The organism is Pseudomonas sp. LBUM1678 (genome assembly GCF_059695575.1).
This window is the reverse complement of the sequence record NZ_CP166775.1, coordinates 3,886,018-3,912,340: the sequence shown is the minus strand read 5'-3', so window position 1 is coordinate 3,912,340 and position 26,323 is coordinate 3,886,018. Positions and strand designations below refer to the sequence as shown.

20 protein-coding genes, 1 tRNA gene and 1 pseudogene are annotated in these 26,323 nt (G+C 58.8%); 9 read left to right on the top strand and 13 right to left on the bottom strand.

Annotated features, from left to right (window positions below; translation table 11 throughout):
- Positions 1 to 18 precede the first annotated feature (18 nt).
- Complete coding sequence (locus tag ACA070_RS17765) at positions 19 to 3,873, top strand: hypothetical protein (protein ID WP_497447681.1); 3,855 nt, start codon at positions 19 to 21, stop codon at positions 3,871 to 3,873.
- Between the two features lie 6 nt (positions 3,874 to 3,879).
- On the opposite strand, the gene ACA070_RS17760 is transcribed toward ACA070_RS17765, so the two are convergent.
- The 11 genes from ACA070_RS17760 to ACA070_RS17710 form a co-directional block, all read right to left on the bottom strand.
- Positions 3,880 to 5,835: an acetoacetate--CoA ligase gene (locus tag ACA070_RS17760; protein WP_497447680.1), complete on the bottom strand. Its 1,956-nt coding sequence runs from the start codon at positions 5,833 to 5,835 to the stop codon at positions 3,880 to 3,882.
- Positions 5,836 to 6,030: 195 nt separating this feature from the next.
- Positions 6,031 to 6,816, bottom strand: coding sequence for a 3-hydroxybutyrate dehydrogenase (locus ACA070_RS17755; RefSeq protein ID WP_497447679.1), 786 nt, complete (start codon positions 6,814 to 6,816; stop codon positions 6,031 to 6,033).
- Positions 6,817 to 6,823: 7 nt separating this feature from the next.
- Positions 6,824 to 8,215, bottom strand: coding sequence for a GntP family permease (locus ACA070_RS17750; protein WP_497447678.1), 1,392 nt, complete (start codon positions 8,213 to 8,215; stop codon positions 6,824 to 6,826).
- A 287-nt stretch (positions 8,216 to 8,502) separates the two neighbouring features.
- Complete coding sequence (locus ACA070_RS17745; protein ID WP_497447677.1) at positions 8,503 to 9,918, bottom strand: sigma-54 interaction domain-containing protein; 1,416 nt, start codon at positions 9,916 to 9,918, stop codon at positions 8,503 to 8,505.
- A gap of 125 nt (positions 9,919 to 10,043) precedes the next feature.
- Entirely contained in the window at positions 10,044 to 11,618 is a 1,575-nt protein-coding gene (locus ACA070_RS17740; protein ID WP_497447676.1) for an ABC transporter ATP-binding protein, read from the bottom strand.
- A gap of 27 nt (positions 11,619 to 11,645) precedes the next feature.
- Positions 11,646 to 12,668, bottom strand: coding sequence for an ABC transporter permease (locus ACA070_RS17735; RefSeq protein WP_497447675.1), 1,023 nt, complete (start codon positions 12,666 to 12,668; stop codon positions 11,646 to 11,648).
- The gene (locus tag ACA070_RS17730; protein ID WP_438657734.1) at positions 12,668 to 13,729 is read right to left on the bottom strand and encodes a microcin C ABC transporter permease YejB; all 1,062 of its coding nucleotides are present in this window, start codon (positions 13,727 to 13,729) and stop codon (positions 12,668 to 12,670) included. The genes ACA070_RS17735 and ACA070_RS17730 overlap by 1 nt, the downstream gene beginning before the upstream one ends.
- Positions 13,729 to 15,597: an extracellular solute-binding protein gene (locus tag ACA070_RS17725; RefSeq protein ID WP_497447674.1), complete on the bottom strand. Its 1,869-nt coding sequence runs from the start codon at positions 15,595 to 15,597 to the stop codon at positions 13,729 to 13,731. The genes ACA070_RS17730 and ACA070_RS17725 overlap by 1 nt, the downstream gene beginning before the upstream one ends.
- Positions 15,598 to 15,733: 136 nt before the next feature.
- The gene (locus ACA070_RS17720) at positions 15,734 to 16,015 is read right to left on the bottom strand and encodes a peptidylprolyl isomerase (protein ID WP_056741530.1); all 282 of its coding nucleotides are present in this window, start codon (positions 16,013 to 16,015) and stop codon (positions 15,734 to 15,736) included.
- Positions 16,016 to 16,098: 83 nt separating this feature from the next.
- Positions 16,099 to 16,980, bottom strand: a complete 882-nt coding sequence (locus ACA070_RS17715; protein ID WP_497447673.1) for an esterase/lipase family protein — start codon at positions 16,978 to 16,980, stop codon at positions 16,099 to 16,101.
- Between the two features lie 288 nt (positions 16,981 to 17,268).
- Positions 17,269 to 18,357, bottom strand: coding sequence for a 3-deoxy-7-phosphoheptulonate synthase (locus tag ACA070_RS17710; RefSeq protein ID WP_497447672.1), 1,089 nt, complete (start codon positions 18,355 to 18,357; stop codon positions 17,269 to 17,271).
- A gap of 626 nt (positions 18,358 to 18,983) precedes the next feature.
- On the opposite strand from ACA070_RS17710, the gene ACA070_RS17705 reads away from it, so the two are divergent.
- The 8 genes from ACA070_RS17705 (at position 18,984) to ACA070_RS17670 (ending at position 24,937) form a co-directional block, all read left to right on the top strand.
- Positions 18,984 to 19,742, top strand: a complete 759-nt coding sequence (locus ACA070_RS17705) for a carbon-nitrogen hydrolase family protein (protein WP_497447671.1) — start codon at positions 18,984 to 18,986, stop codon at positions 19,740 to 19,742.
- Positions 19,742 to 20,185, top strand: coding sequence for a GNAT family N-acetyltransferase (locus ACA070_RS17700; protein WP_497447670.1), 444 nt, complete (start codon positions 19,742 to 19,744; stop codon positions 20,183 to 20,185). The genes ACA070_RS17705 and ACA070_RS17700 overlap by 1 nt, the downstream gene beginning before the upstream one ends.
- A gap of 127 nt (positions 20,186 to 20,312) precedes the next feature.
- Positions 20,313 to 20,954, top strand: coding sequence for a response regulator transcription factor GacA (gene gacA, locus ACA070_RS17695; RefSeq protein WP_008015884.1), 642 nt, complete (start codon positions 20,313 to 20,315; stop codon positions 20,952 to 20,954).
- Between the two features lie 2 nt (positions 20,955 to 20,956).
- Positions 20,957 to 22,780: an excinuclease ABC subunit UvrC gene (uvrC, locus tag ACA070_RS17690; RefSeq protein WP_497447669.1), complete on the top strand. Its 1,824-nt coding sequence runs from the start codon at positions 20,957 to 20,959 to the stop codon at positions 22,778 to 22,780.
- A 32-nt stretch (positions 22,781 to 22,812) separates the two neighbouring features.
- Positions 22,813 to 23,373, top strand: coding sequence for a CDP-diacylglycerol--glycerol-3-phosphate 3-phosphatidyltransferase (gene pgsA / locus ACA070_RS17685; RefSeq protein ID WP_109632018.1), 561 nt, complete (start codon positions 22,813 to 22,815; stop codon positions 23,371 to 23,373).
- 62 nt (positions 23,374 to 23,435) lie between these two features.
- Positions 23,436 to 23,511 (top strand) — tRNA-Gly (locus ACA070_RS17680).
- Between the two features lie 229 nt (positions 23,512 to 23,740).
- On the top strand, positions 23,741 to 23,884 hold the full coding sequence (locus ACA070_RS17675; RefSeq protein WP_497447668.1) for a hypothetical protein: 144 nt from the start codon (positions 23,741 to 23,743) through the stop codon (positions 23,882 to 23,884).
- A gap of 276 nt (positions 23,885 to 24,160) precedes the next feature.
- Entirely contained in the window at positions 24,161 to 24,937 is a 777-nt protein-coding gene (locus ACA070_RS17670; RefSeq protein WP_497451973.1) for an SDR family NAD(P)-dependent oxidoreductase, read from the top strand.
- A gap of 100 nt (positions 24,938 to 25,037) precedes the next feature.
- Here ACA070_RS17670 and ACA070_RS17665 read toward each other — a convergent pair.
- A pseudogene (locus ACA070_RS17665) lies at positions 25,038 to 25,175 on the bottom strand (LysR family transcriptional regulator); the annotation flags it as partial.
- A 92-nt stretch (positions 25,176 to 25,267) separates the two neighbouring features.
- Entirely contained in the window at positions 25,268 to 26,260 is a 993-nt protein-coding gene (locus ACA070_RS17660) for a LacI family DNA-binding transcriptional regulator (protein WP_497447667.1), read from the bottom strand.
- Between the last annotated feature and the right edge of the window lie 63 nt (positions 26,261 to 26,323).

Here is a 26,323-nt window from a genome sequence, read left to right as displayed (position 1 = left end):
AATCCATGAGGCTGTTTTATGTGTGCGAAATTAAAATATAAAGACTATCAATTGTCCGGGGCGGCGTCCGAAGTGCAGTATCAGTGGTTAAAGGCTGATGCGGTCGAACGGCAATTGGTATTGGGCTTGTTGCCAACTATCTTCGAGCAGGAGGGTGACGGGGGTTACAGTTGGCAAGGCTATTATTTAGAGTTGGTAAAAGGGTCCTCACTTTATGAAGTGCATATGCCTGGTCGAGTGGCGTGGAATACCCTGGCCAACTACACGGACGTGATGGATGAACTCCGTCGCCACCGCCCCGCGAACATGGCGGCAACCCGTATCAACGAAACCAGCGGGCTTGAGATCTTCCGCGAAGGAAACTCAGCGTGGGAAGTCGTCGACTTTAACCTTATCCAGGAGTCCCACTATTATCAGAAACTGCAGGTGGTAGGGGATATTGCCCGGCAAGCGGGTGGTTTCGTTTATACCGAAGACTTAATTGATGTGGACCAATGGCTGAGGTTTCATGGCCTGGAGGTTCCAAGGAATGCCAGCGAAGTAAAAAACCTGATCGCGCTTTTCGAGTTTGATCCTGATGTTGATGCATTGGGTAACTATTGGGGGCAGCTGGTTACGGATGATCCATCGTTAGTTGTCTTGTCGGCTGAGCAACGTGCCGCTATTCGGCAGGCCACCCCACTGGTCGCCAGGAACACTAAATTGCTGGATAAGTTGTACCGCGAAACGGGGCGCGGCGTAGTGACGCACGATAACGCCGCCGAACGGATTGTTCAGTTGGTCAAGCATGAAGTGGCTCAGGTCAGCGCCAGGAAACTGCTAGAGGCGTTGGACTGGTTCGGTGCCAAATCCGGGCAAGATGTCTCTTCTCAAGATCTTGAGCAACTGCTGATAACCAGCCTGTTGCTGGATTTTTATCCGTCTCTCGGTAGCACTCAAGAGCGCAAGAGTATCGGTGGTTTTGCGTTGTATGCGCCGACCAACGTCGAGCGGTCACCGGCAATGGTGCGCGAAGAGCTGCACGCCTTTCTCCATACCAGAGGCTGGGTTGATCCTGCGGCGGCGCCTCGGGCGGCTCACTTGCTGCTGGCTGAGATCGCGCCGGAATTTCTGGTCAAGGGTGTTCCATCTTCGCTGACGTTGGGCTCGGTTGCGTGGGTGTCCTTTTGCCTCGGCGTTGCGCTGGCGGAAGCGGTCAGGAAGGGTGCCTCGCGTGTGCTGACGTATGCGCAAATCATGGCGTATGTCGAACTGGAGCCTGTTAGCGAACCGCTGTCCCGGCTGCGGGATTTGGCAATGATCGATCCGATCGTTGACTGGGCACTGATAAATGGAGTTATCAGCACAAGCGAGCTCACTCAAGCGGCGAAGGAAACCACGGAGCGGGCAATCACGGCGTTCCAGGAATACGCAGAGAATTTCACCCAGCTGGCCCGCGTCTATTCCGTACCATTACCCAACCGCGAAACCATCGCGCGAGAAGCGTTGCAAGGAGCGATGCCGGCGTGTGATTTCCTCGACGATACAGTGCTCTATCAACACCCCGGCCTCTATGCATCTCCTAACCCCATGTCCATGGTCGGCTTGCACATGTCGGCCGATCTGGCGGGTGGCCAGTGGGATTTTCGTGCGGTCTTTCCCGACGAAGTTATTTCCAGAACACCTGATTTGTTGGCCGGTGCGACCAATTACAAAAGGCCAACCCACTACGATCCCTCAGTCACCAGCCTTTATAGTCGTTTTCCACGGTTGCGTAGCCTGCCGCCCAACAATCTCGAATACCATCGACAATTGCGCGATTACCACGGCAATTTGAATAAAGCTCTGATTACCAATGTGAAGTTGGCCCTTTCACACATGCTTCCGCATGATCTGGAGATCTTTCTGAAAGGCAAGATCAGCTTTTTTACCATCCGCTTTCCGGCGACGAGTACGATATCGGGCTCCACGCCATTTACGCCGGGGTCTTACTCAATTGATTACGAAACCCAACACAGTAACGATGCGGCCAGGGGACGCTTTGGCATTGTCATGTTCGCTACCCTCGGAAACGCTGCCGCGTGTTATGAGTTGTTTACCTTGCGGGGTGAATTGCGGAAAAACAACACGCTCGCCACGCTGATCACCTCAACAGGAAAATTGCGGGCCGCCGCCAGAATGGATTTTAACGGGGATCTCACCGGGCACCTGACACCCCGACTTCCCGAATTGTTGCCGCTCTCTATTGTTGAATACACTGACGGAATTGTTGATGAGAATAACGTCATTGGCTCCATGGCGATTATTGAAAAGCTCGGTGAACTTTCTGCACCAGCCTCTGTGGTGGCGCGCCATCAGAGTACCTACAGGAATTTCGCTAATCCGCAGCTTGTGCGTATTGCCGAGTTCGTCGTGAACAATTACCCGTTTCGCACGTTTGATGAAATTGAATCAATGGCCACCGTGCCAACATCGCTTGAAACCGAGCGCAGAAAGGGGGAAGAGAATGCAGATTACCTAGTGAATCTGGTGGTTCCCTTTAAGAAGTGCATCGAGGATTTATCTTCTGGGGAATACAACCGGATGGTCGACGGGGCCTATGGTTGTGTCATGGACGCTATTGCTTTGGCAGGCGCCTTCGTGGGGGCGGGCTCCGCCGCGCTGAGCATCTCGTCGAAGGCGATCTCCATGACATCCAAAGCCGCCCGCCTGACCAAGCTGGCCTTCGTGACGTCCGTTTCCCTCTTCAACCCCGTGGATGATGTGCCAACGGTGTTTTATGGCGCCGGGAAACTCATCCACAAGGGCGCGTTACGTTTCAGCAGGCAGGCCGAAGAGCTTCTCGGACTGGCGAAATCCCAACTGGGCAGGCTCCATGGCAGCCATAAATCCTATGACCTGGTCCGCGCAGCCAATAATGTCCATACAGGGCAGGGTAGCTGGCGGCCCCGTGGTTCAATCGGTGAGACGCTCACGGTAGTGGCGGCGCGCAACAATTTTCAATGGTATGCCCTCGACCGCTTGGGCAAGCCCTGGGGGCCACGACTGAACAACTTTGCCTTTGTGGCCCCTGTCCGCTTGCCGCGCCCGACCAAGACATTGCCCGTCAGTTATACCCGGCAGTTCATTGAACAGAGTCTGCCGCGGGCCCGGATGAAAATCGAAAACGCGATCAATGCCTTGACCCGTCGTGACGTTGAGGCGCAGTGCAAGCTGGTCGCCCGACTGCTGATGGGAAGCGACGCAAACGAGGCAGTCAGTCGGTTGGTGAACTATCTGAGAGCAATCAGGGCGGACTTTGCAGGCGTGTCCCTCAGTAACTTTCTCCTCGATCCGCTCAAGGAAACCCACCACATAGCCGCTTTCGACACGAGCGCGTACAAACAGTGGAAAAGTGCAAGCGGGCAATCCGACGCGAAGTTCATTGAAATCTATACCCCCAATCTCAACCGGCACTTCATCGGGCTGGGTTTCAACCATGACGTCGTCGCAGACGACTTGATCCATGAGCTGTTTCACGGACCTGCGCAGATCGGTGATGTCGCCTATGCCCGCGACGCCGGCAATGTCAGCAGTGGACAGTCGCTGGACGTGGCGGCGCTGCTGAACCTGGCCTCCGGGCAGCTTGCGGTGACAGATGGAGGCAATGCCCGTCACGCCAGCTCCAAAGCCTTTGAAAACGCCGACTCGTTGGCGGTGGTCACTTCGCTGCTAAGCCAGTTGTCCACGGACGAGGGCGGGTTTGATCGCAACATGTTCCTCCTGCGGAACACACTTGAAGCAAATCCCGGTAGCGCGATCGACGTTCCGGTTCTGATCACACTGAACAACCCTGAGGTGACTGCACAGCGGCCTGCATATGGCACAGGCAGGCCTGGTGCGAGCGTTCAATAAGACAGGCTAAAAATCGAGTTCCGGCCGATCCCGAAATTGCTCCAGCGCCTCGGGATTGGCCAGCGCATCGGTGTTCTTCACCTTCTGCCCATGCACCACATTGCGCACGGCCAGCTCAACCACCTTGCCGCTGATGGTCCGCGGAATGTCGGTCACCGCGACAATCTTCGCCGGCACATGCCGGGGCGTGGTGTTGGCGCGGATGACCTGGCTGATCTGCTGCTGCAATGCTTCATCCAGTTTGACGCCGTCGCGCAACTTCACGAACAGCACCACCCGCACGTCATCCTGCCATTGCTGACCAATGGCCACGCTGTCCAGCACCTGCTGCACTTTCTCCACCTGACGATAGATTTCCGCCGTGCCGATGCGCACGCCGCCGGGGTTGAGCACTGCGTCCGAGCGGCCGTGGATCATCATCGCGCCGTGGAGCAGTTGTTCGGCGTAATCGCCCTGGGCCCAGACGCCGGGGAACTGACTGAAATATGAAGCGTGCAGCTTCTCTTGCTGCGGGTCATTCCAGAAACCGATGGGCATGGCCGGGAAGTGCCGGGTGCAGACCAGTTCACCTTTTTCGCCCACCACAGGTTTACCGTCGTCGTTCCAGACTTCGACCGCCATGCCCAGGCTCTTGCCCTGGATTTCGCCACGACGCACGGGCTCAAACGGGTTGCTGTTCACAAAGCACGAAACGATGTCGGTGCCGCCGGACATCGAGGCCAGGCACAGGTCGCTCTTAAGGTCGCGATACACGTAATCGTAACTCTGCGGCGACAACGCGGAACCGGTACAGAGCAGGGTTTTCAGGCTGCTCAGGTCATGGCTCTCGCGCGGTTTGACGCCATGGGTTTCGAGGGTCGCGAGGAACTTGGGACTGGTGCCGAAGACGCTGATACGTTCATCGTCGATCAGGTCGATCAAGCGCACGGGATCCGGATGGAACGGTGATCCGTCGTACAGCACCACCGCGCTGCCCACGGCGAGGGCCGAGACCAGCCAGTTCCACATCATCCAGCCGCAGGTGGTGTAATAAAACAAACGGTCGCCGGGGCCGAGATCGCAATGCAGTCCGTGTTCCTTGACGTGTTGCAGCAGCACGCCGCCGGTGCTGTGGATGATGCATTTCGGCACCCCGGTGGTACCGCTGGAATAGAGGATGTACAGCGGATGGGCGAAAGGCACGGGGACGAAATCCGGCTCGCCGCCCACGTCGTAGAAATCATCCCACAGCGTCACGTTGGCCCGGGTGTGGAACTGCTCGATGTGTGTCTGTGGCCGGGCGTAAGGCACCACGATCAACTGCTGCAAGGACGGCAGGCGTTCGAGGATTTCGTTGACCTTGGCGGTTTGGTCGATGTCCTTGCCGGCATAGCGATAACCGGCGCAGGTGATGAGCACTTTCGGTTCGATCTGGCCGAAGCGGTCAATGACGCCTTGGGTGCCGAAGTCCGGTGACGAGCAGGACCAGATCGCGCCCAGGCTGGTGGTGCCGAGCATGGCCACCAGGGTTTGCCAGGTGTTGGGCATGCACGCGGCGACGCGGTCACCGAGACCGACACCGACGGCTTTCAGGCTGTTTTGGAAACCGGCGACATGCTCGGCCAACTCGGCCCAGGTCAGGTGTTCACGCTGACCGTTCTCGCCAATGGCGATGACCGCGATGGCATCGTCGCGACGGCGCATCAGGTGTTCGGCGAAGTTCAGGGTGGCGCCAGGGAACCACTGGGCGCTGGGCATTTGCGAGCCTTCCACCAGCACCGCATCCGGTTGATCGTGGAAACGGATGTCGAAGAAGTCGACGATCGCCTGCCAGAATGCTTCGCGTTGATCGATGGACCATTGATGCAGGGCGGGGTAGTCGTCGAGATGGATCTTGTGCCGATCGGTGATGAAGCGCCGAAAGGCCTCCATGCGGGTTTTGCTGATGCGCTCGGCGCTGGGTTGCCAGAGGATGTCGGACATGGCTTGCCTCTTTTTTCTTATGCGTACACACAGGCTACTGTGGAGCAGGCTTCTGTGGCGAGGGAGCTTTTGTGGCGAGGGGGCTTGCCCCCGTTCGGCTGCGAAGCAGTCGTAAATCGGTTGTCGCGACCATTTCAGGGCGGCTTCGCCACCCAACGGGGGCAAGCCCCCTCGCCACAGGGGTTTACTGCCGAACTACTGCGCCAACCACCCACCATCAATATTCCACGCCGCGCCACGCACCTGGCTCCCGGCCTCACTGCACAAGAACAACACCAGCTCACCCAATTGCGGCGGCGTGACGAATTCCAGCGACGGCTGCTTTTCGGCCAGCAAATCGTGCTGCGCCTGTTGCGGCTCGACCCCGGTGGCGATGCGATCATCAATCTGCTTCTGCACCAGCGGCGTCAACACCCAACCCGGACAAATGGCGTTGCAGGTGACATTCGTCGTTGCGGTTTCCAGCCCGACCACCTTGGTCAAGCCGATCACGCCGTGCTTGGCCGCGACGTACGCGGCTTTACCCACCGAACCGACCTGGCCATGCACCGAGGCGATGTTGATGATCCGCCCCCAACCCTTGGCGCGCATGCCCGGCAGGCTCAAACGGGTGCTGTGGAACACCGACGACAGGTTGATCGCAATGATCGAATCCCAGCGCTCGACCGGGAAGTCTTCCACCGGCGCCACATGCTGGATGCCGGCGTTGTTCACCAGAATGTCGACGCCACCGAATTCACGCTCGGCATAGGCAATCATGTCGGCAATCTGTGCCGGGTCGCTGACGTCGGCCGGATGATGGCCAACCTTGCCACCGGTTTTTTTACTGACCTGCTCAACCTCGGCAATCACCTTGGACGCATCGCCGAAACCGTTGAGGATCAGATTGGCGCCGGCCTTGGCCAGGCTGAGGGCTATCCCCAGGCCAATGCCGCTGGTGGAACCGGTGACCAGTGCAGTCTTGCCCGAAAGAGTCGTCATGAATACCTCACACAATGCCAGTGGCGTAGAAAGTACCGATCACCACAAAGACCGCCAGGGTCTTGATCAGCGTAATACAGAAAATGTCTTTGTAGGCTTCGCGGTGGGTCAGGCCGGTGACCGCCAGCAAGGTAATCACCGCGCCGTTGTGCGGCAGGGTGTCCATGCCGCCACTGGCCATCGCGGCCACCCGGTGCAGTACTTCCAGCGGAATGTTGGCGGCGTGGGCGGCTGCGATGAAGTCATTGGCCATGGCCGCCAGCGCAATGCTCATACCGCCAGACGCGGAACCGGTGATACCGGCCAGCAGGGTCACGGTAATCGCTTCGTTGACCAGCGGATCGGGAATGCTCTTGAGCCAGTCGGCCAATACCAGGAAGCCTGGCAGGGAGGCAATCACCGCACCAAAACCGTATTCAGAAGCGGTGTTCATCGCCGCCAGCAACGAACCGCTGACGGCACTTCGACTGCCCTCGGCCAGCTTGCCGCGAATCGCCTGGAAGCCGAACACCAGCACCATGATGATGCCCACCAGCAAGGCTGCCTGAACCGCCCAAATCGCGGTGAGCTTGGCGATTTCGGTGGTCACCGGCGCGGCCATGCCTGGCAGCGCGAGGCTGTGGGTCTTGCCGTACCACTGCGGAATCCACTGGGTAAACAGCAGGTTCATGATGCCCACCGCCAGCAGCGGTGACAGGGCGATCCACGGATTTGGCAATTTGATGTCGGGCGCGGTTTCCGGTTCGTTGCGCAGTTCGGTGCCATACCCTTCACCGGTAACCTGAGCCTTGTTGCGTTGTCGCTGCAGGAACAGCATGCCGGCGCAGACCACGAAGATCGATCCGATCAAACCCAGCCACGGCGCCGCCCACGCGGTGGTGTTGAAGAAGGTGCTGGGGATGATGTTCTGGATCTGCGGGGTGCCGGGCAGGGCGTCCATGGTGAACGAGAATGCACCGAGGGCGATGGTGGCCGGGATCAGCCGTTTTGGGATGTTGCTCTGGCGGAACATTTCAGCGGCAAACGGGTAGACCGCAAACACCACCACAAACAGCGACACGCCGCCGTAAGTGAGCAGGGCGCAGACCAGCACGATCACCAGCATGGCTTGGCGAGTGCCGAGCAGCCGAATCGCTGCCGCGACGATGGAGCGCGAGAAACCCGACAGCTCGATCAGCTTGCCGAACACCGCGCCGAGCAGGAACACCGGGAAATACAATTTGATGAAGCCGACCATTTTCTCCATGAACACCCCGGTGAAGGCAGGGGCGACGGCGGAAGGGTCAGTGAGCAAGACGGCGCCAAGGGCGGCAATCGGGGCGAAGAGAATAACGCTGTAGCCACGGTAAGCAGCCAGCATCAGCAGCGCGAGGGCTGCCAAGGCAATGATCACACTCATGGTGTGTCTCCTGGATTGTTATTTTTTTAGGGTGGATCTTTTGTGGGAGAGGGCTTTAGCGAGATTCGTGCCATGCGCGCAACATATTGAAATATAAGGATATTTATGGATTTGAAGTGTGGGAGTTCAGATGATCGTCTCTCTTGTGAGACTTGCATTGAATGTGTGGTCCTCATCGCGAGCAGGCTCGCTCCCACAGTTGACCGCATTCTCAGGAGCAACACCGTTAACCTGTGGGAGCGAGCCTGCTCGCGATGGTCTATCTACCAATGGAGATTTATATCTCTTTATAGAGACTCGGCAATCCCCAACGCCACCATCTTCTTATACAAAGTCGATCGCCCCAGCCCCAACCGCGCCGCCGCTTCAATCACCTTGCCCCCGCATTGCGCCAGGGCAGATTCAATCAACTGCCGGTCAAACCGCTCCCGCGCTTCACTGAACGTCTCATGCGCAACCCCCTCGATCACCCTCGGCGCCACGCGCTCCACTGGCGTAAACGTACCAATCGCCGCGCGTATATCTGCGGCATTCAACACAAGGTCATCACTGAGCAGCGCCGCGCGTTCCAGTACGTTGCGCAGTTCACGGATATTCCCCGGCCAGGCGTGCTGCCTCAGCAGTTCCAAAGCTTCGGTGTTCAACTCATGCTGACTGCGCAATTCCTCGAGGATCGCTTCACTGAGCGCCGGCAAGTCGTCCAGCCGATCGCGCAGGGGCGGTACGTTGATGGGCAGCACGTTGAGGCGGTAATACAAATCGGCGCGAAATTCGCCGCGCTTGATCGCTGCTTCCAGATCCGTGGAGGTGGCCGCGATCACTCGCACGTCACTCTGGATCACTTCATTGGAACCGACCGGCTCGAACTCCTTTTCCTGCAATACGCGCAGCAACTTGCTTTGCAGTGGCAGCGGCATGTCGCCGATTTCATCGAGAAACAGCGTGCCGCCCTGAGCGATCTGCAACTTGCCGGCCCGGCCCTTGCGATCGGCGCCGGTGAAGGCGCCGGGCGCGGTGCCGAAGAACTCGGCTTCCAGCAACGCCTCGGGAATCGCCGCGCTGTTGATGCTGACGAAGGCTTTGTGCGCACGCGGCGAAGCGCCGTGGATCGCCTGGGCCAGCAACTCCTTGCCGGTGCCGGTTTCGCCGAGCAACAGCACCGGTGACTCGGCACTGGCACTGCGCCGGGCGCGGCGTTTGACTTCCAGGCTGGCGGCGCTGGTCCCGATGAAGTGGGCGAAGTTGTACTTGGTCTGCCGCGCCCGCAGCAAAGAACGGGTGGAGGCCAGTTCTTCCTGCATGCTCAGGTAGCGCTTGAGCATCGGCGACAGACTGTGCAATTCGTCGAACAGCGCAAAACCAATGGCCCCAATCACGGCGCCCGCGTCGTCGTGGATTGGCAGGCGCATCACCACCAGCGGTTCTTTCGGCGTCTCCTGCATGTCCAGCAGGATCGGCCGGCCCGTGCGTACCACCTCACGTAACAAACTGCCCGGGATCACGCTTTCGCAGGCCTTGCCGATGGCCACTTCGGCCGACTCCAGGCCGAAACGCCGGGCATAGCGCTCGTTCATCCAGACGATGTTCGCATCGCGGTCGACAATCACCGTGCCCTCGCTGGACTGCTCGATGATCTCGAACAGCGAACGGATCGCCAGCAGGCGAACGCGCTGGTAATCCTTGAGGTTTTCGGTGGTGTTCATAGAGGTCAGATCCAGATTATGTATTGTCTTGGCGGGCCCTATCGCTAGCAGGCTAGCTCCCACAGTGGACCGCGTTTCAATGTGGGAGCTAGCCTGCTAGCGATTGAGGCGACGCGGTCCTATGCCTACCGCGGATGCGCCGCCGCCAACAGCTCTTTGGTATACGGATGCTGCGGCGAATCGAACACGTCATGGCTGGCACCGCTTTCCACCACTTTACCGTCCTTGATCACGATCATGTCGTGGGCCAGGGCGCGCACCACCGCCAGGTCATGGCTGATGAACAGGTAGGTCAGGCCATGTTTTTCCTGCAGCTGGCGGAGCAGGGCGACCACTTGCTTCTGCACGGTGCGATCCAGTGCCGACGTCGGTTCGTCGAGCAAAATCAGCGCCGGTTTCAGCACCAGGGCCCGGGCGATGGCGATGCGTTGACGTTGGCCGCCGGAGAACTCGTGGGGATAGCGATCGCGGCTTTGCGGGTCGAGGCCGACTTCTTCCAGTGCGCGAATCACTTCGGCCTTGCACTCTTGCGCCGTCAACTGGCTATGCACTTCGAGCCCTTCACTGATGATCTGCGCCACGGACATGCGCGGGCTGAGGCTGCCGAAGGGGTCCTGGAACACCACCTGCATCTTCTTGCGCCATGGCCGCAGCTGCTTTTGCGTCAGACCGTCCAGCGCCTCGCCCTGGAAGCGAATGCTGCCTTCGGACTCGAGCAGGCGCAGGATCGCCTGACCCAGCGTCGACTTGCCCGAGCCGGACTCGCCAACGATGCCCAGGGTTTTGCCGCGCTGAATGTTGAGGCTGATGCCGTCCACCGCTTTCAGGTAAGTCTTGCGCTGGAACAACCCGCCACCGAGGGCAAACTGCACGCTCAAATTGTCCACTTCCAGCACGTTCTCGCGCTCGTCCCGGGGCAGGGCTTCGCCTTCCGGTTCGGCGTTCAGCAGCACGCAGCTGTAGGGGTGCTTCGGCTCGGTGAAGATCGTCTCGCACGTGGCCTCTTCAACGATTTCTCCAGCCTTCATCACGCACACGCGCTGGGCGATGCTGCGCACCAGATTGAGGTCGTGGCTGATCAACAGCAGCGACATGCCGAGCCGCTGTTGCAGGGACTTGAGCAGAATCAGAATTTTGCGCTGCACCGTCACGTCCAGCGCCGTGGTGGGCTCGTCGGCGATCAGCAACTGCGGCTCGCACGCCAGGGCCATGGCGATCATCACCCGTTGCCGCTGGCCACCGGACAGTTGATGGGGATAGGCCTTGAGCCGCTCTTTGGGTTTCTGGATGCCGACCAGATGCAGCAACTCCAGAATCCGCGCTTGGGCCATTTTGCCCGTCAGGCCCTTGTGCACCAGCAGGGTTTCGCCGATCTGCTTTTCGATGCTGTGCAACGGATTGAGCGAGGTCATCGGTTCCTGAAAGATCATCGCGATCCGGTTGCCGCGCAACTCACGCAACACCTGTGGCGGGGCGCCGAGCAGCTCCTTGCCGCGATAGCGAATGCTGCCAGTGGTTTGGGTACCAATCTCGGGCAGCAGTTGCAGGATCGAGTGGGCCGTCACCGATTTGCCGGAGCCCGATTCGCCCACCAACGCCAGGCATTCGCCGGGACGAATGTCCAGGCACAGGTTGCGCACCACCGTCTGGCCATTGAAGGCCACGCTGAGGTCACGGATTTCGATCAGGTTGGTACTCATATCAACATTCCGCGTCAGGATCGGGGGTCAAGACCGAGGGTCAAAGGCATCTCGCAACGCCTCGCCGATAAACACCAATAAGGAAAGAATCAGCGCCAGGGTGAAAAACGCCGTCAGTCCCAGCCACGGCGCTTGCAGGTTCTGCTTGCCTTGCCCGATCAACTCGCCCAGCGATGCGCTGCCGGCTGGCATGCCGAAGCCGAGGAAGTCCAGGGCCGTCAGGGTGGAGATGGCCCCGGTGAGAATGAACGGCAGGTAGCTCAACGTCGCATTCATGGCGTTGGGCAGGATATGCCGGACGATCACTTTTCGATCCGTCAGGCCCAGCGCACGAGCGGCCTTGACGTATTCCAGGTTGCGCCCGCGCAGGAACTCGGCGCGCACCACGTCGACCAGCGCCAGCCAGGAAAACAGCGCCATGATCCCCAGCAACCACCAGAAATTCGGCTCGACGAAACCCGACAGAATAATCAGCAGGTACAGCACCGGCAGCCCGGACCAGACCTCCAGCAAGCGCTGACCGAGCAGGTCGACCCAGCCGCCGTAATAGCCTTGCAGCGCGCCGGCGGCGATGCCGATCAGCGCACTGACAAAGGTCAGCATCAACGCAAACAGGATCGACACCCGCGCACCGAAAATCACCCGGGCCATGACATCCCTGGACTGGTCGTCGGTGCCGAGCCAGTTGACACTCGAGGGTGGGCTCGGCGCCGGTTTGTTGAGTTCGTAGTTGGGCGTGTCATCGCTGAACGGGATCGGCGGGAACAGCATCCAGCCGCCGTCCTTGTTAATCAGCTTCTGCACGTAGTCGCTGCGATAGTCGGCCTGAAACGGCAGTTGCCCGCCGAACTCCTGCTCGGTGTAACGCTTGAACACCGGGAAGTACCACTGGCCCTGGTAACTGACCACCAGCGGTTTGTCGTTGGCAATCAACTCGCCGCCCAACGTCAGCAGAAACAGGCCGATGAACAGCCACAGCGACCACCAGCCCCGGCGGTTTTTCTTAAAGCGCTCGAAGCGGCGACGGCCTAATGGCGAGAGCTTGAACATCAGGCGTTCCTCGCGGCGAAGTCGATACGCGGGTCGACCAGGGTGTAGCAGAGGTCTCCGATCAGTTTGATCAGCAGCCCGAACAGCGTGAAGATAAACAGCGAGCCGAACACCACCGGATAGTCCCGCGACACGGCGGCCTCGTAGCTCATGCGCCCCAGGCCATCAAGGGAGAAAATCACCTCGATCAGCAGCGAGCCGGCGAAGAACACGCTGATGAACGCTTGGGGAATCCCCGACACCACCAGCAGCATCGCGTTGCGAAACACGTGGCCGTAAAGCACGCGTCGTTCGCTCAAGCCTTTGGCCCGTGCAGTGACCACGTACTGTCGTGTGATTTCATTGAGGAACGAGTTCTTGGTGAGGATCGTCAAGGTGGCGAAGCCGCCGATCACCAGCGCCGTCACCGGCAGCACCAGGTGCCAGAAGTAGTCGGCGATCTTGCCCACGGTCGACAGCGATTCGAAGTTGTCCGAGACCAGCCCGCGCACCGGGAACCAGTTCAGTGAGGTGCCACCGGCAAAGACCACGATCAGGAACATCGCGAACAGGAACGCCGGCATCGCGTAACCGATGATGATTGCCGTGCTGCTCCAGATATCGAAATGGCTGCCATGGTGTACGGCCTTGCGGATGCCCAGCGGGATCGACACAAGATAGGTGATCAGCGTCGCCCAGAGCCCGAGAGAAATGGTCACCGGCATTTTTTCCAGAATCAGGTCGGTGACGGTCGCGCCGCGGAAGAAGCTCTTGCCGAAGTCCAGGCGCGCGTAGCTGGTGAGCATCAGCCACAGACGTTCGTGCGCGGGCTTGTCGAAGCCGTATTGCTTTTCGATGTCCTTGATCAATTGCGGGTCGAGGCCGCGACTGGCCCGGGAGGTGCCGGACATGGTCTCGCCGGAGCCGCCGCCGACACTCGCGCCGCCGATGCCTTGCAAATGCGCGATGGCCTGTTCCACCGGACCGCCCGGCGCGGCCTGGACGATGATGAAGTTGACCAGAAGAATGATCACCAGCGTCGGGATGATCAGCAGCAGGCGCCGCAGTATATAAGCCCACATCAATGCGGCCCTCCGGGTGTGCCACGGCGGATTTTCTCGGCCGTCATCTGCTGGTTGGTCAGCGGCGTGGTGCTCACTTCCCACCAGCTCTCTATGGCTTCGTCATTACTGGCCTGCTCGTTGGGCATGCCGAACCGGTTCCACCACACCGTCGAAGTGCCCGGCGGGTAATAGTTGGGAATCCAGTAGTAGTTCCATTGCAGCACCCGATCCAGCGCATGAGCGTAACGCAGCATTTCCGGTTGGGTGTTGGCGCGGACCAACCCGTTGAGCAGCGTGTCGACCGCCGGGTTCTTCAGCACCATGTAGTTGTTGGCACCGGGGTCGTTGGCCGAGACCGAGCCGAAGTAGTTGAACAGCTCGCCACCCGGTGAAGTGGTGACCGGGTAGCCGGTGACGATCATGTCGTAGTCGCGGCTCATCAGGCGATTCACGTACTGGGACGAGTCGATGCGGCGAATATTCAGGTCGACGCCGATCTGTTTCAAGGTGCGCTTATACGGCAGCAGCAATCGGTCCATGCCGTTCTGGCTGACCAGAAAGGTGAAACTCAGCGGCGTGCCCTCGGCGTTGACCAACTGATCGCCATCGGGTTTCCATCCGGCTTGCTCGAGCAGGTCCAGCGCTTGCAATTGTTTGTCGCGAATGAGTCCGCTGCCATCGGTTTTCGGCGCTTCGAAGACTTTGGTGAAGACCTCGTCGGGGATCTGCCCACGCAGCGGTTCAAGGATGGCCAGCTCACCCGCATCCGGCAATTGGCGGGCGGCGAGGTCGGTGTTGGAAAAGAAGCTCTGCTGGCGGATGTACATGTCACGCATCATCTGCCGATTGCTCCACTCGAAATCCCACAGCATGACCAGCGCCTGGCGTACTCGGCGGTCCTGGAATACCGGGTTTTGCAGATTGAAGACAAACCCCTGGGCCGGTTGCGGTGCTTGTGTGGCCAGATGCGCTTTTTGCAGGCGACCGTCGCTCAGGGCCGGGCTTTCGTAGCCGATGGAATAGCCGGTCGCGGAGAATTCGCGGTTGTAATCGTAGGCACCGCCACGCAGGACCTGGCGCGCGACGTCGGTATCGCCGAAGTACTCAATGCTGAAATGATCGAAGTTGTAGAGGCCGCGGCTGACCGGTAGATCCTTGCCCCACCAGGTGGCGTTGCGCTCGAAGGTGATGCTGCGACCGGAATCGACCTTGCCCACCTTGTAAGGGCCACTGCCCAGTGGCGCCTCATAACCACCGCCATTGGCGAAGTCACGGGTCTTCCACCAGTGTTCCGGAAAGACCGGCAGAGTGGCAATGTCGAGGGGCAGGGTGCGGTTTTCGTTGCTTTTGAAGTCGAACCGAACCGTCAGCGGCGCTTCGACTTCGACGCCTTTGACGTCAGCGAACTGGGTGCGATAGCGCAGGCTGCCCTGGGTCATCAGCAAATCAAAGGTGTAACGCACGTCCTGGGCTGTGATCGGTGTGTCGTCGGCGAAGCGCGCCTTGGGGTTCAAATAGAAGCGCAGGGACATGCCGTCGTCCGAGCGTTCCATCTTTTGCGCCACCAGGCCGTACACGGTGTAAGGCTCGTCAAGCGAGCGCTGGGCCAGAGGCGAGTAGAGCAAACCGTCGATTTGCGTGACGCCAATGCCCTTGTCGATGTACGGCAACATATGGTCGAAATGCCCGATTTCGATAGCCGAGCGACGCATCTTGCCACCCTTGGGGGCTTGCGGGTTGGCGTAGGCGAAATGACTGAAGCCGGCGGGATACTTCGCCGGTTCGCCGTACACGGTCAACGCATGTTGCGGTGCTGCATTCACACCAGTGGCACTTAGTATCAGGGCCACGGCAGTGAACAACAAAGTAGGGAAAGCCAGTCGCATTGTCAGCCTTAAAGCCGGGTGGTCGATAACCGCAATTTGTACGCTAGCGGCGCGTCCCTCGCCAGCCGTATCACGTAACCGAAACACAACGGCCCACCAAAAGGCGGGCCGTCATGCACAAAAACCAGGGCGTCGATCAGTCCTGGCGGCTGGTCACTTCCAGCAAGTGATAGCCAAACTGGGTCTTGACCGGGCCTTGCACCACGTTGATCGGAGCGCTGAAGACGACGGCGTCGAACTCCTTGACCATCTGGCCTGGACCGAACGAACCCAGGTCACCGCCTTGGCGGCTGGACGGGCAAGTGGAGTTGGCTTTGGCAACTTCGGCGAAATCAGCGCCGCCTTCGATCTGGGTTTTGAGTTCGTTGCACTTGGCTTCCGAGGCAACCAGGATGTGACGGGCAGTGGCTTTAGCCATGGAAAAATACTCCTTTCAATGTTCAGTAAAGTGCGGAGCCTACCGGATTCAGTGGCCTATTTCTCGTCAAAGTTCCGCACGGTTTACAGGCCGGCATTTCTCAGGCGCTCGGCATGTTGCACATACAAGGCAATCGGGTCGATGCCCTTGCGCAGTGCGCCAGCGGTTTGACTGAGGCTGTCCAAATGATCCAGCGGATAGTCGGAACGGATAACTTTGCCTAAATGGGAGCTGTAGCGGCCAACCATGCCGTCATTCTGATCCGCTTCAGTGGTGAAGTAGCGGGAAAAGGCCTGGAGGAAACCATGCAGCGGATCGACCGCATCCAGGCCTTTGTCGAGGAGGTCGCCCTGCAATGTCCCGCTCCAGGAGTAATAACGAACGCCGTTAACCAGTTCGCGACCCTTGCCGCCCCAGGTCTTCGGCAGCCCTTGCGGGTACTTGTCGTTAAAAGCGCCCACGCCTTCGGTGGTCAATGCGTTGAGCGCTGCGATGGCGTTCTGCGGCATGTGCTGATGGCCACTGAGCAACGACAGAAAGTCGGCAAACAGGGTGGCCACCGTTGCCGCAACGTGTTCCGGCAGGCGTCCGGGTGTCAGTGCCTTGCGCAGAAAGTCGGCGAGCTCCGAGCCGTGGTTCGGGCCGCTGACCGAAGTCACTGACGCGACGATTTCTGGCGCGATGGCTGCCGCGTAACGTGCCGCGAGGGCACCCTGGCTGTGACCGATCAGGTTGACCTGTTGGGCGCCGGTTCCTTCCAGCACCCGTTCGATCTGTGCCAACAGTTGGTCGCCGCGCACTTCGTTGCTTTGGGTAGCCGAGAGGTGGGGGATAAACACTCTTGCGCCGGCACTTCTAAGGGCCTGCTTGACGTCATGGAAGAGTTCGACTTTGCCAATGCGATCAAAGCCGAAGAGCCCGTGGATCAGCAGGATTGGATACTGAGTGGTTGCATTCCGTAGCATGTTCATTCCTTTTTCGCGGTGGTTCAGAGGGGTGAATATGGGCTCACTCTAAAGCACGTCGGCAGCTTGGCGGTGTATGAGAAATCCGCTGTAAGCTGATGAAAAAGGTATAGAAAATGTAGGAAAGTTCGAAAGAGGATGAGGTCCAGTTCGGAATATTTGGACATCTTTTTGTCGTTCGCGGGCCACATCGTTGCAACGGCCTACTGTGCGAACGTCGTTTACCTGCTAACCGATTCGCTTTTCAGACACCCAGCCCTCGATCGAGGGCTGGAAGCTCGGCGGTGGTTATGCCGGTCGTTGAACGCTGTTCTGTGATCGCAGCCGGTCGGCTGCCTGACGCAGCAGTTGTTCGGTTCCGGTCCAGCCAAGGCAGCCATCGGTCACCGATACGCCGTAGCGCAACGATGGGCTCAGGGGCTGGCAACCTTCGAACAAATGGCTCTCGATCATCATGCCGATCAGCGATCGATCACCCTGCAGGCGTTGCTCAAGCACATCGTTGAACACGGCCGGCTGGCGTGCCGGGTCTTTGCCGCTGTTGGCATGGCTGCAGTCGACCATGATCCGGGCCGGGATCTTGAGTCGGGTCAAATCGCTGTTCACCTGGGCGACGCTGTCGCGATCGTAGTTCGGCCCGCGATGACCACCGCGCAAAACCAGATGGGTGTCGGGATTGCCCGGGGTTTGAATGACCGCAGGATGCCCTTGGCTGTCGACACCGAAATGGCGATGCGGGTGGGCGGCCGAACGCATGGCGTCGCTGGCAACGGCAACACCGCCATCGGTGCCGTTTTTGAAACCGACCGGCATGCTCAGGCCGCTGGCCATTTCCCGGTGGATTTGCGACTCGGTGGTGCGGGCGCCGATGGCGACCCAGCTCAACAGATCGTCGAAGTAGCCTGCCGCCATGGGTTGCAGCAGTTCGGTGGCAATCGGCAAGCCGAGGCGCAGCATTTCGCGCATGAGTTCGCGCGACAGCGTCAAACCGCCAGCCATGTCATCGCTGCCGTCAAGCTGCGGGTCGTAGGCCAGGCCTTTCCAGCCGACCGTGGTACGGGGTTTTTCGACGTAGGCGCGCATCACCAGCAGCATTTCATCGCTGACTTCGTTGGCGAGGCGAGCGAGATTGGCCGCGTATTCGAGGGCGGACCGGGGGTCGTGAATCGAGCAAGGGCCGACGATGACCAGCAGACGGGAATCTTCACCGTTGAGGATCGCGCGGACCGCGTCGCGGTGAGCGGCGACTTGCCGGGTCAGGGCGTTGTCGAGGGGCAGTTGCTGCTTGAGTTGCAACGAGCTGGGCAGACGCAGGGTCAGCGCTTCATTGGCGGGGCTCAAGGTGGACAGCGGCAGAGCAGAGACGGACGAGTTCATATTCAGGCTTCCTGGGCTGGTGGCGGGTTTGGTCCCGCGCGCTCGGCCCTACTGGGGTGTTCGACAATTGGCCGGATTGGCTGCGTGTGTGTGCTTGCCACCTGTGGGTGACCGATCGGAGGCGGCAGGCTGTCCCGAGCGGAGGCTGCTAAATCGCCAGGCGGTAAAACTGTCGTAACGGTAATAAGTGGCGTAGTTCATTTTCTAAATCCTCAAGTTGTCTGGTGTGTCGCTAAAAATGGGGGGGCTGAAAAAACAAAACCCCCGGTCGGGAGGCCGACCGGGGGTTGAGAATTCTCTGGTGGCGACCCGTTTAAAGTGGGCGCCGTGTGGGTATCAGGCGCGCCAGTGGCTAAACCAATACCCAAAATAAAAGCTGGCCGGGGCACAAACGTCAGTCGCCCGGGCAGCCGCAACCGAGCGCGAGGCGCTGGCGGTACGTAGCTGTGAGAGGGCGTTGAACATGGTCTGTCTCCGATGAATGCGCCGAGCTTACTAGAGGCCGGTGCGCGGTTTCAATCAGAAAATGCTATCGGTCACTGGCGACGTTTTCTATCGCTTGAGTGCGTCGGGGTTTATGACACACTTCGCGTTCCGCCCAATCTGTCACATCACAAGGACGAAACATGACGACACTGACCATCGCCGCTGCACAATCGATCTCCATCGCGGCTGATCTCGCCGCCAATATCGCCTGGCATCAGCGCTTCATGCAGGTTGCCGCGGAGCAGGGCGTCCAGTTGCTCGTCTTTCCCGAATTGTCGCTGACAGGGTACGAGCGAGGGCTGGCGGCTGAGTTGGCAATCGACCCGAATGCCGAGGTGCTGCAACCGCTGCGAAATTTTGCGCGGGAAGTGGGCGTTACGAGCGTGGTCGGAATGCCGATTCGTCTGTCGGATGATTCGCCGGTACTGATCGGTGCGTTGGTCCTGGGCGCCGATGGTTCGCTCGGGGTGTACAGCAAGCAGCATCTGCATCCGGGCGAGGAGGTGGCGTTTGCGCCGGGCACGGGTGGTTCGACGTTGAAGATCGGCAGCGACACGATCGCGCTGGCGGTGTGCGCCGATTTTTCTCACGCCAGCCACGCGGCAGCGGCGGCGGAACAAGGCGCCGACCTTTATGCCGCGGGCGTACTGATCACCGAAAACGGCTATGCGCCGGATACTGCCCTCTTGCAAGGCTATGCCGGCACCCATTCCATGGCAGTGCTGATGGCTAACCATGGCGGGGTGACGGGAGGTTGGGAATCGGCTGGGCGCAGCGCGATCTGGGCGGCGGATGGATTGTTGATTGCAGCGGCCCCCGGCACGGGTAACCTGCTGGTGATTGCTCGCCGGGACGCTGACGGCTGGAAAGGGCAAGTCCTGAATGTCGCGGAGGCTTGATGGGGTTCGAATTGCGTCCGGCAACTTCATCGGATCTGGGGTTTGCTCGCGATCTCACCTGTCGAACCATGCTTGGCTACTATATTCGGCATGATTTGTTATGGCAGGACGAAGCCTTCGATGTGGCCTGGGCCGGGCGCGAGAACTGGTTGATCGTCTGTGACGATGTCTTGCAGGGTTACGTGAGCCTCAGTCGCGACGCCAGGGCCTTGTACATCCGCGAGTTGCACGTGCTCGAAGCGTTTCAGGGGCGGGGTGCCGGTTCCTGGGCGATCGATCAGGTATTTGCCATGGCGTGCAAGGAGCGGCGTCCGGCGTTACGCCTGACAGTTTTTGAAACGAATCCGGCCAAAGCCCTGTACGAGAGAAAAGGGCTGAAGGTGGTCGGCCAAGACGAGTGTTTCCTGAGAATGCAGCGCGATGTCGATCAGCTTCTTGGCTGAAACACGCTTGCGACAGGCCTTTCAAGATGTATTGAAACTTTTTATATAACGCTTGCCGCTAGGTCTGCCAGTCGCTTTTTGCTAAGGTGTCCGGCAACCCAATAAGACCATATCGCGAGGTGTCTGCTTGATTAGGGTGCTAGTAGTCGATGACCATGATCTCGTTCGTACGGGCATTACACGAATGCTGGCTGACATCGATGGCCTGCAAGTAGTCGGCCAGGCTGAGTCGGGGGAGGAATCCCTGCTGAAAGCGCGTGAGTTGAAACCCGATGTGGTGCTGATGGACGTCAAGATGCCCGGGATCGGCGGTCTTGAAGCCACGCGCAAATTATTGCGCAGTCATCCCGACATCAAAGTTGTCGCGGTCACCGTGTGCGAGGAAGATCCGTTTCCTACGCGGCTGTTGCAGGCCGGAGCCGCGGGTTATCTGACCAAGGGCGCCGGGTTGCCGGAAATGGTCCAGGCGATTCGCCTGGTGTTTGCCGGGCAACGCTACATCAGCCCGCAGATTGCCCAGCAACTGGCGATCAAATCCTTTCAGCCGACCAACGATTCGCCCTTCGACGCTCTGTCGGAACGCGAGATCCAGATCGCATTGATGATTGTCGGCTGTCAGAAAGTCCAGATCATTTCCGACAAGCTTTGCCTGTCGCCAAAAACGGTCAACACTTACCGTTACCGCATTTTCGAGAAGCTCTCGATCAGCAGTGATGTCGAGCTGACGCTGTTGGCGGTGCGTCACGGCATGGTCGATGCCAGCCTCTGAAAATGACTGAAGTCTTCGATGCAGGCGCCTTTCTGTCCACGGTCAGTGGGCGTCCCGGTGTCTATCGCATGTTCGACAGCGATGCACGCCTGCTCTACGTCGGCAAAGCCAAGAATCTGAAAAAGCGCCTGGCCAGCTACTTTCGCAAAACCGGTCTTGCGCCCAAGACCGCGGCGCTGGTGGGGCGTATTGCCCAGGTCGAAACCACCATCACGGCCAACGAAACGGAAGCCTTGCTACTTGAGCAGACGCTGATCAAGGAATGGCGCCCGCCGTATAACATCCTGCTGCGCGACGACAAATCCTACCCTTACGTCTTTCTCTCGGATGGCCAGTTCCCTCGCTTGAGCATCCATCGCGGTGCAAAAAAGGCCAAGGGCAAGTATTTCGGTCCGTATCCGAGCGCGGGCGCCATTCGCGAAAGCCTGAGCCTGCTGCAAAAGACCTTTTTTGTTCGCCAGTGCGAAGACAGCTATTACAAGAACCGCACGCGTCCTTGTCTGCAATACCAGATCAAGCGCTGCAAGGCCCCGTGCGTCGGGCTGGTGGAGCCCGAGGTGTATGCCGAGGACGTTCGCCACTCGGTCATGTTCCTTGAAGGCCGCAGCAATGCGCTGACGGACGAGTTGTCTGCGGGTATGGAAGAGGCGGCGATCAACCTCGAGTTCGAGCGCGCCGCCGAGTTGCGCGACCAGATATCGTTGCTGCGCCGAGTCCAGGATCAGCAAAGCATGGAGGGCGGCACGGGCGATATCGATGTGATCGCCGCGTTCGTCAATCCGGGGGGCGCTTGCGTTCACTTGATCAGCGTGCGCGGTGGGCGGGTGCTGGGCAGCAAGAACTTCTTCCCTCAGGTCGGAATCGACGAAGACGTTTCCGAGGTCATGGCTGCATTTCTCGGTCAGTACTTCATTACCAGTCCCGAGCGAGACTTGCCGAGCGAGTTGATCGTCAACGTGGTTCACGAAGACTTTCCGACCCTGATTGCGGCCATCGAAGAGCTGCGCGGTCGCGAATTGACCATCAGCCATCGGGTCCGCGGTACGCGAGCGCGCTGGCAACAACTGGCGGTCACCAATGCCGAGCAAGCGTTGGGCGCGAGGCTGGCCAACCGTCAACACGTCGCCGCCCGTTTCGAGGCCTTGGCAGAAGTGTTGAACCTGGACGAACCGCCGCAGCGTCTTGAATGCTACGACATCAGCCATTCCAGCGGCGAAGCCACCGTTGCCTCATGCGTGGTGTTCGGTCCGGAAGGCCCGATCAAATCCGACTATCGTCGTTACAACATCGAAGGCGTCACCCCGGGCGACGACTATGCAGCCATGCACCAGGCCCTGACCCGACGCTTCAGCAAGCTGAAGGACGGGGAGGGCAAGCTGCCGGACATTTTGCTGGTGGACGGCGGCAAGGGGCAGCTGTCGATGGCCCGCGACGTGCTCAATGAACTGGCGGTGCCTGATCTGATTCTGCTGGGCGTGGCCAAGGGCGCGACGCGCAAGGCTGGTTTTGAAACCCTGTACCTCAATGACGCAGCCCACGAATTTACGCTGCGCGGCGATTCCCCCGCGCTCCATTTGATTCAACAGATACGCGATGAAGCCCACCGTTTTGCAATTACCGGGCACCGCGCTCGCCGTGGCAAAACCCGACGCACATCAACGCTTGAGGGCGTTGCAGGCGTCGGACCGACACGTCGGCGTGATTTGTTAAAACATTTTGGTGGATTGCAGGAGCTGTCTCGTGCCAGCATCGAAGAGATCGCCAAAGCACCCGGGATCAGTAAAAAGCTCGCAGAGTTGATTTATGCAAATCTGCACAGCGAGTAGAATGCCACCTCACCTCGTAGCCAGTTGTGCCGATGAATATCCCTAATCTGATTACCGTTCTACGCGTCCTGCTCATCCCGATCTTCATTTTACTGTTCTACCTGCCTTACCAATGGAGCTACCTGGCCTCCGCCTCGGTGTTCGCATTTGCCGCCGCCACTGACTGGCTGGACGGTTATCTGGCCCGTCGTCTGGAACAAAGCACACCGTTCGGGGCTTTCCTCGATCCCGTGGCTGACAAGCTGATGGTTGCCGTTGCGCTGGTATTGCTGGTGCAAGAACACGGCAATCTGTGGCTCACACTGCCTGCCGCCGTCATTATCGGTCGCGAGATTGTCGTCTCGGCACTGCGCGAATGGATGGCCGAACTCGGTGCCCGCGCTCACGTCGCCGTGTCGAACCTTGGCAAATGGAAAACCGCCGCGCAAATGCTGGCGCTAGTGATCCTGCTGGCCAATCCATCGGACTTCACCTTCTGGGTCTTGATCGGTTACGCCTTGCTGCTTGTGTCTGCCGGCCTGACATTGTGGTCAATGGTCCAATACCTTCGGGCTGCCTGGCCGCATCTGAAGACCGACGTGGAAAAGAAATAAACTTTTTTGAATCAAAGGGTTGACGGGGCTTCTGGATTCTATAGAATGCGCCACACCAAGACGCGGGAATAGCTCAGTTGGTAGAGCACGACCTTGCCAAGGTCGGGGTCGCGAGTTCGAGTCTCGTTTCCCGCTCCAGATGTTGCGTTGCAGACCTCCATTGAGCGCTGCAAAGCTAGAAAATAGAGGCTTCGGCCTCTTTTTTCGTTCCGGCGAATTCTACCGAAATCTACCCGCAGCCACGAATTTCAAGTACATCAATAAGTACCTCGAAATCCGGGTTTTGCTCGTAGCAGTTTCCAGATAGATGATGCATCGCCGGACCCGTACATCTCTCCTCAATCGAACGAGACGAGGGGATGTACCCATGCCGTTGACCGATACGGCTGTTCGTGACGCCAAGAATGGCTTTGGCGGCTTGGTGAAGAACACAAAGGTCGCAGATTTCAGTATCGGGGTGATTTTCTTCGAGAAGTCCAATAAGTCGGAATGCACGCAAAGGGCTGTTTGAGGGTCATCTTTGTCGGGTGCGATAGGTGACACGGTGTAGGTTTTGCCTACAATATTCGGCAGTAAGCTATCTCAGAGCAGCTGTCGGGCTGGATGGTTCGGCGACTGTTGAGCCTGGCTGACCAAGTGATCTTGGTTTGAGTACAAAAGGGCCCTTCGAGGGCCCTTTTTATTTGCAGTTTATCGAAGTCAGCGACTAAATCCTCAACCGGCGTTTCCGGCTATCTGCTACACCTCCATTCGTGTGCTTCGCAAACCTTCAACAGAGGCCAGGATGATGAATTCAAGCTGGGCAGATCAGGTGGCGCTTGTGAGTGGAGCGGGCAGTGAGCTTGGAATCGGTATGGCTATTGCCCATCGTCTTGGAGCTCAAGGGGCCAAGCTGATCGTCACGGCAAGCAGCGCACGCATCAATGAGCGGGTTGCGGAGTTACGCGCCGCCGGCTTCGAAGCAGAGGGTCGACCGGTAGACTTAACTCAGGAAACTCAGGTTAGTGAGTTCGTCGCTTGGGCTGAGTCCGTCTGGGGCCGCATCGATATTCTTGTAAATAATGCCGGTATGGCGATGCAAGGGAGTCCAGAACCGTTCGCCGAGTTCACGAATACGAGCCTCGAAACCTGGAATCTTTCCATCGCTAGAAATCTGACAACTGCGTTCCTGTTAACTCAACGGGTGTTGCCTGGGATGCGGGCTAGAGGATATGGCCGCATAGTGAACATCAGCTCAACCACAGGCACACGAGCCAGTAATCCAGGAGAGGCTGCTTATAGTGCAGCAAAGGCCGGAATGGTAGGGATGAACATGAGTCTTGCTCTTGAGGTTGCTCATCTAGGTATCACTGTGAATTCAGTTGCCCCTGGTTGGATAGCTACAGGGTCGAGCACTCCTGATGAAGTAAAAGCAGCACGCTCTACACCTCTTGGGAGAGCGGGTCGGCCAGAGGAAGTGGCCGCTGCCGTTGTATTCTTGGCTTCACCTGAAGCGAGTTACATCACAGGTGAGTTGCTCGTGGTGGATGGAGGCAATTGCTTGGTTGAGAACAAAGCTTATTAAGACTTTTTTAATCCCTTCTGCGACCGTCGAGTCCTGGCTGACCAAGTGATTCTGGTTTGAGTACAAAAGGGCCTTCTGAGGGCCTTTTTTTGCCAGGAATTTATTCGGAACCGATCTTTACTTGATCGCTTACAAGCTGGGCAAGTATCCGCACCGGTTCGGTAAAGGTCTGCCGAGATCTATGCACAAGCCCGATATCACGGTGGAAGGTGTGCTGACCAAGGTCGAGCGCTCGTAGCGCTGCCTGCGTCCTGGTGGCGGCGGAACACCTCGCGTGCGTGACAGGCTAATGGCAAATCGAAAGCAAGCGGGTGTGCTTTCAACTAATTCTTATAGTGATGCCCTGACCACCAATGGGCAATCAACTGGCTGGGCTCCCGATTCCTCGAGGGTCTCGATCAGGTGTCGGGCAGCCTTGCGACCGATCTCGTAGTACGGCAGTTGCACCGTGGTCAGCGGCGGGATGAACAGCTCAGCAATACCGATCATGTTGTCGTAGCCGAGAACGGCGACATCGTCGGGAATTTTCAGGCCACGGCCCAATAACAGCTGATAGGCACAAAAGGCAATACGGTCGTTGCCACAAATCAGAATGTCGAATTGGGGACGACCATCAATGATGTGGCGGTCGAGGATGGCTGCGGTTTCACCATAGGCGTCATGATCGGAAAGGTCGTATTGCAGGAGCGCGTCAGGCGCCAGTCCGAATGCCTCACAGGCACGCTGCAGGCCTTTCTGCCGCAGGCCCCAGGCCAGACTCTGTTTTGGCAGATTGATGCACAGAGGGCGCCGATAGCCTTGGCTAAACGCATGATGTACCGCTCGATACTGCCCCGTTTCGTCGTCTGGCACATAACTCACCAGGCGACTGTCATCTGCCAGGCAATTAGCGAGTACCAAGGGTTTGCTCTTCAAGCGCTCGGGAATGTTCACATGGCGAAACCCCATGGCGCTGAAGATCAACCCGTCGGGACGGTGCGATAGCATCAGGTCGATATTCTGGTCGGTGGGCGGGTTGCTTAGCAGGTTGAGGATAAAGACATTCCAGCCGGCTTGCTGCGCGGTCTGTTCGATGGACAGCAGCAACTCGACCGCGAACGGTGTGGTCGCGGTGTCCAGCGCGAACACACCGATGGTTCGGCTCTGGAGGTTATCGCCGCGCATCTTGCGCGCCGACAGGCTCGGTACGAATTGAAGTTCATCAATGGCGCGACGCACCCGCAGAAGGGTTTCGGGACTCAGTTTTTCCGGATTATTGAGCGCTCGAGAAACCGTCATCAGGGACACGCCGGCCAGCTGTGCAACGTCTTTCACTGAAGTCATGCGAGGCAAGGCCGGTCAGGTTGACGCAGAATCATGACACATTGCCCGCGCTTCTCGCGACTC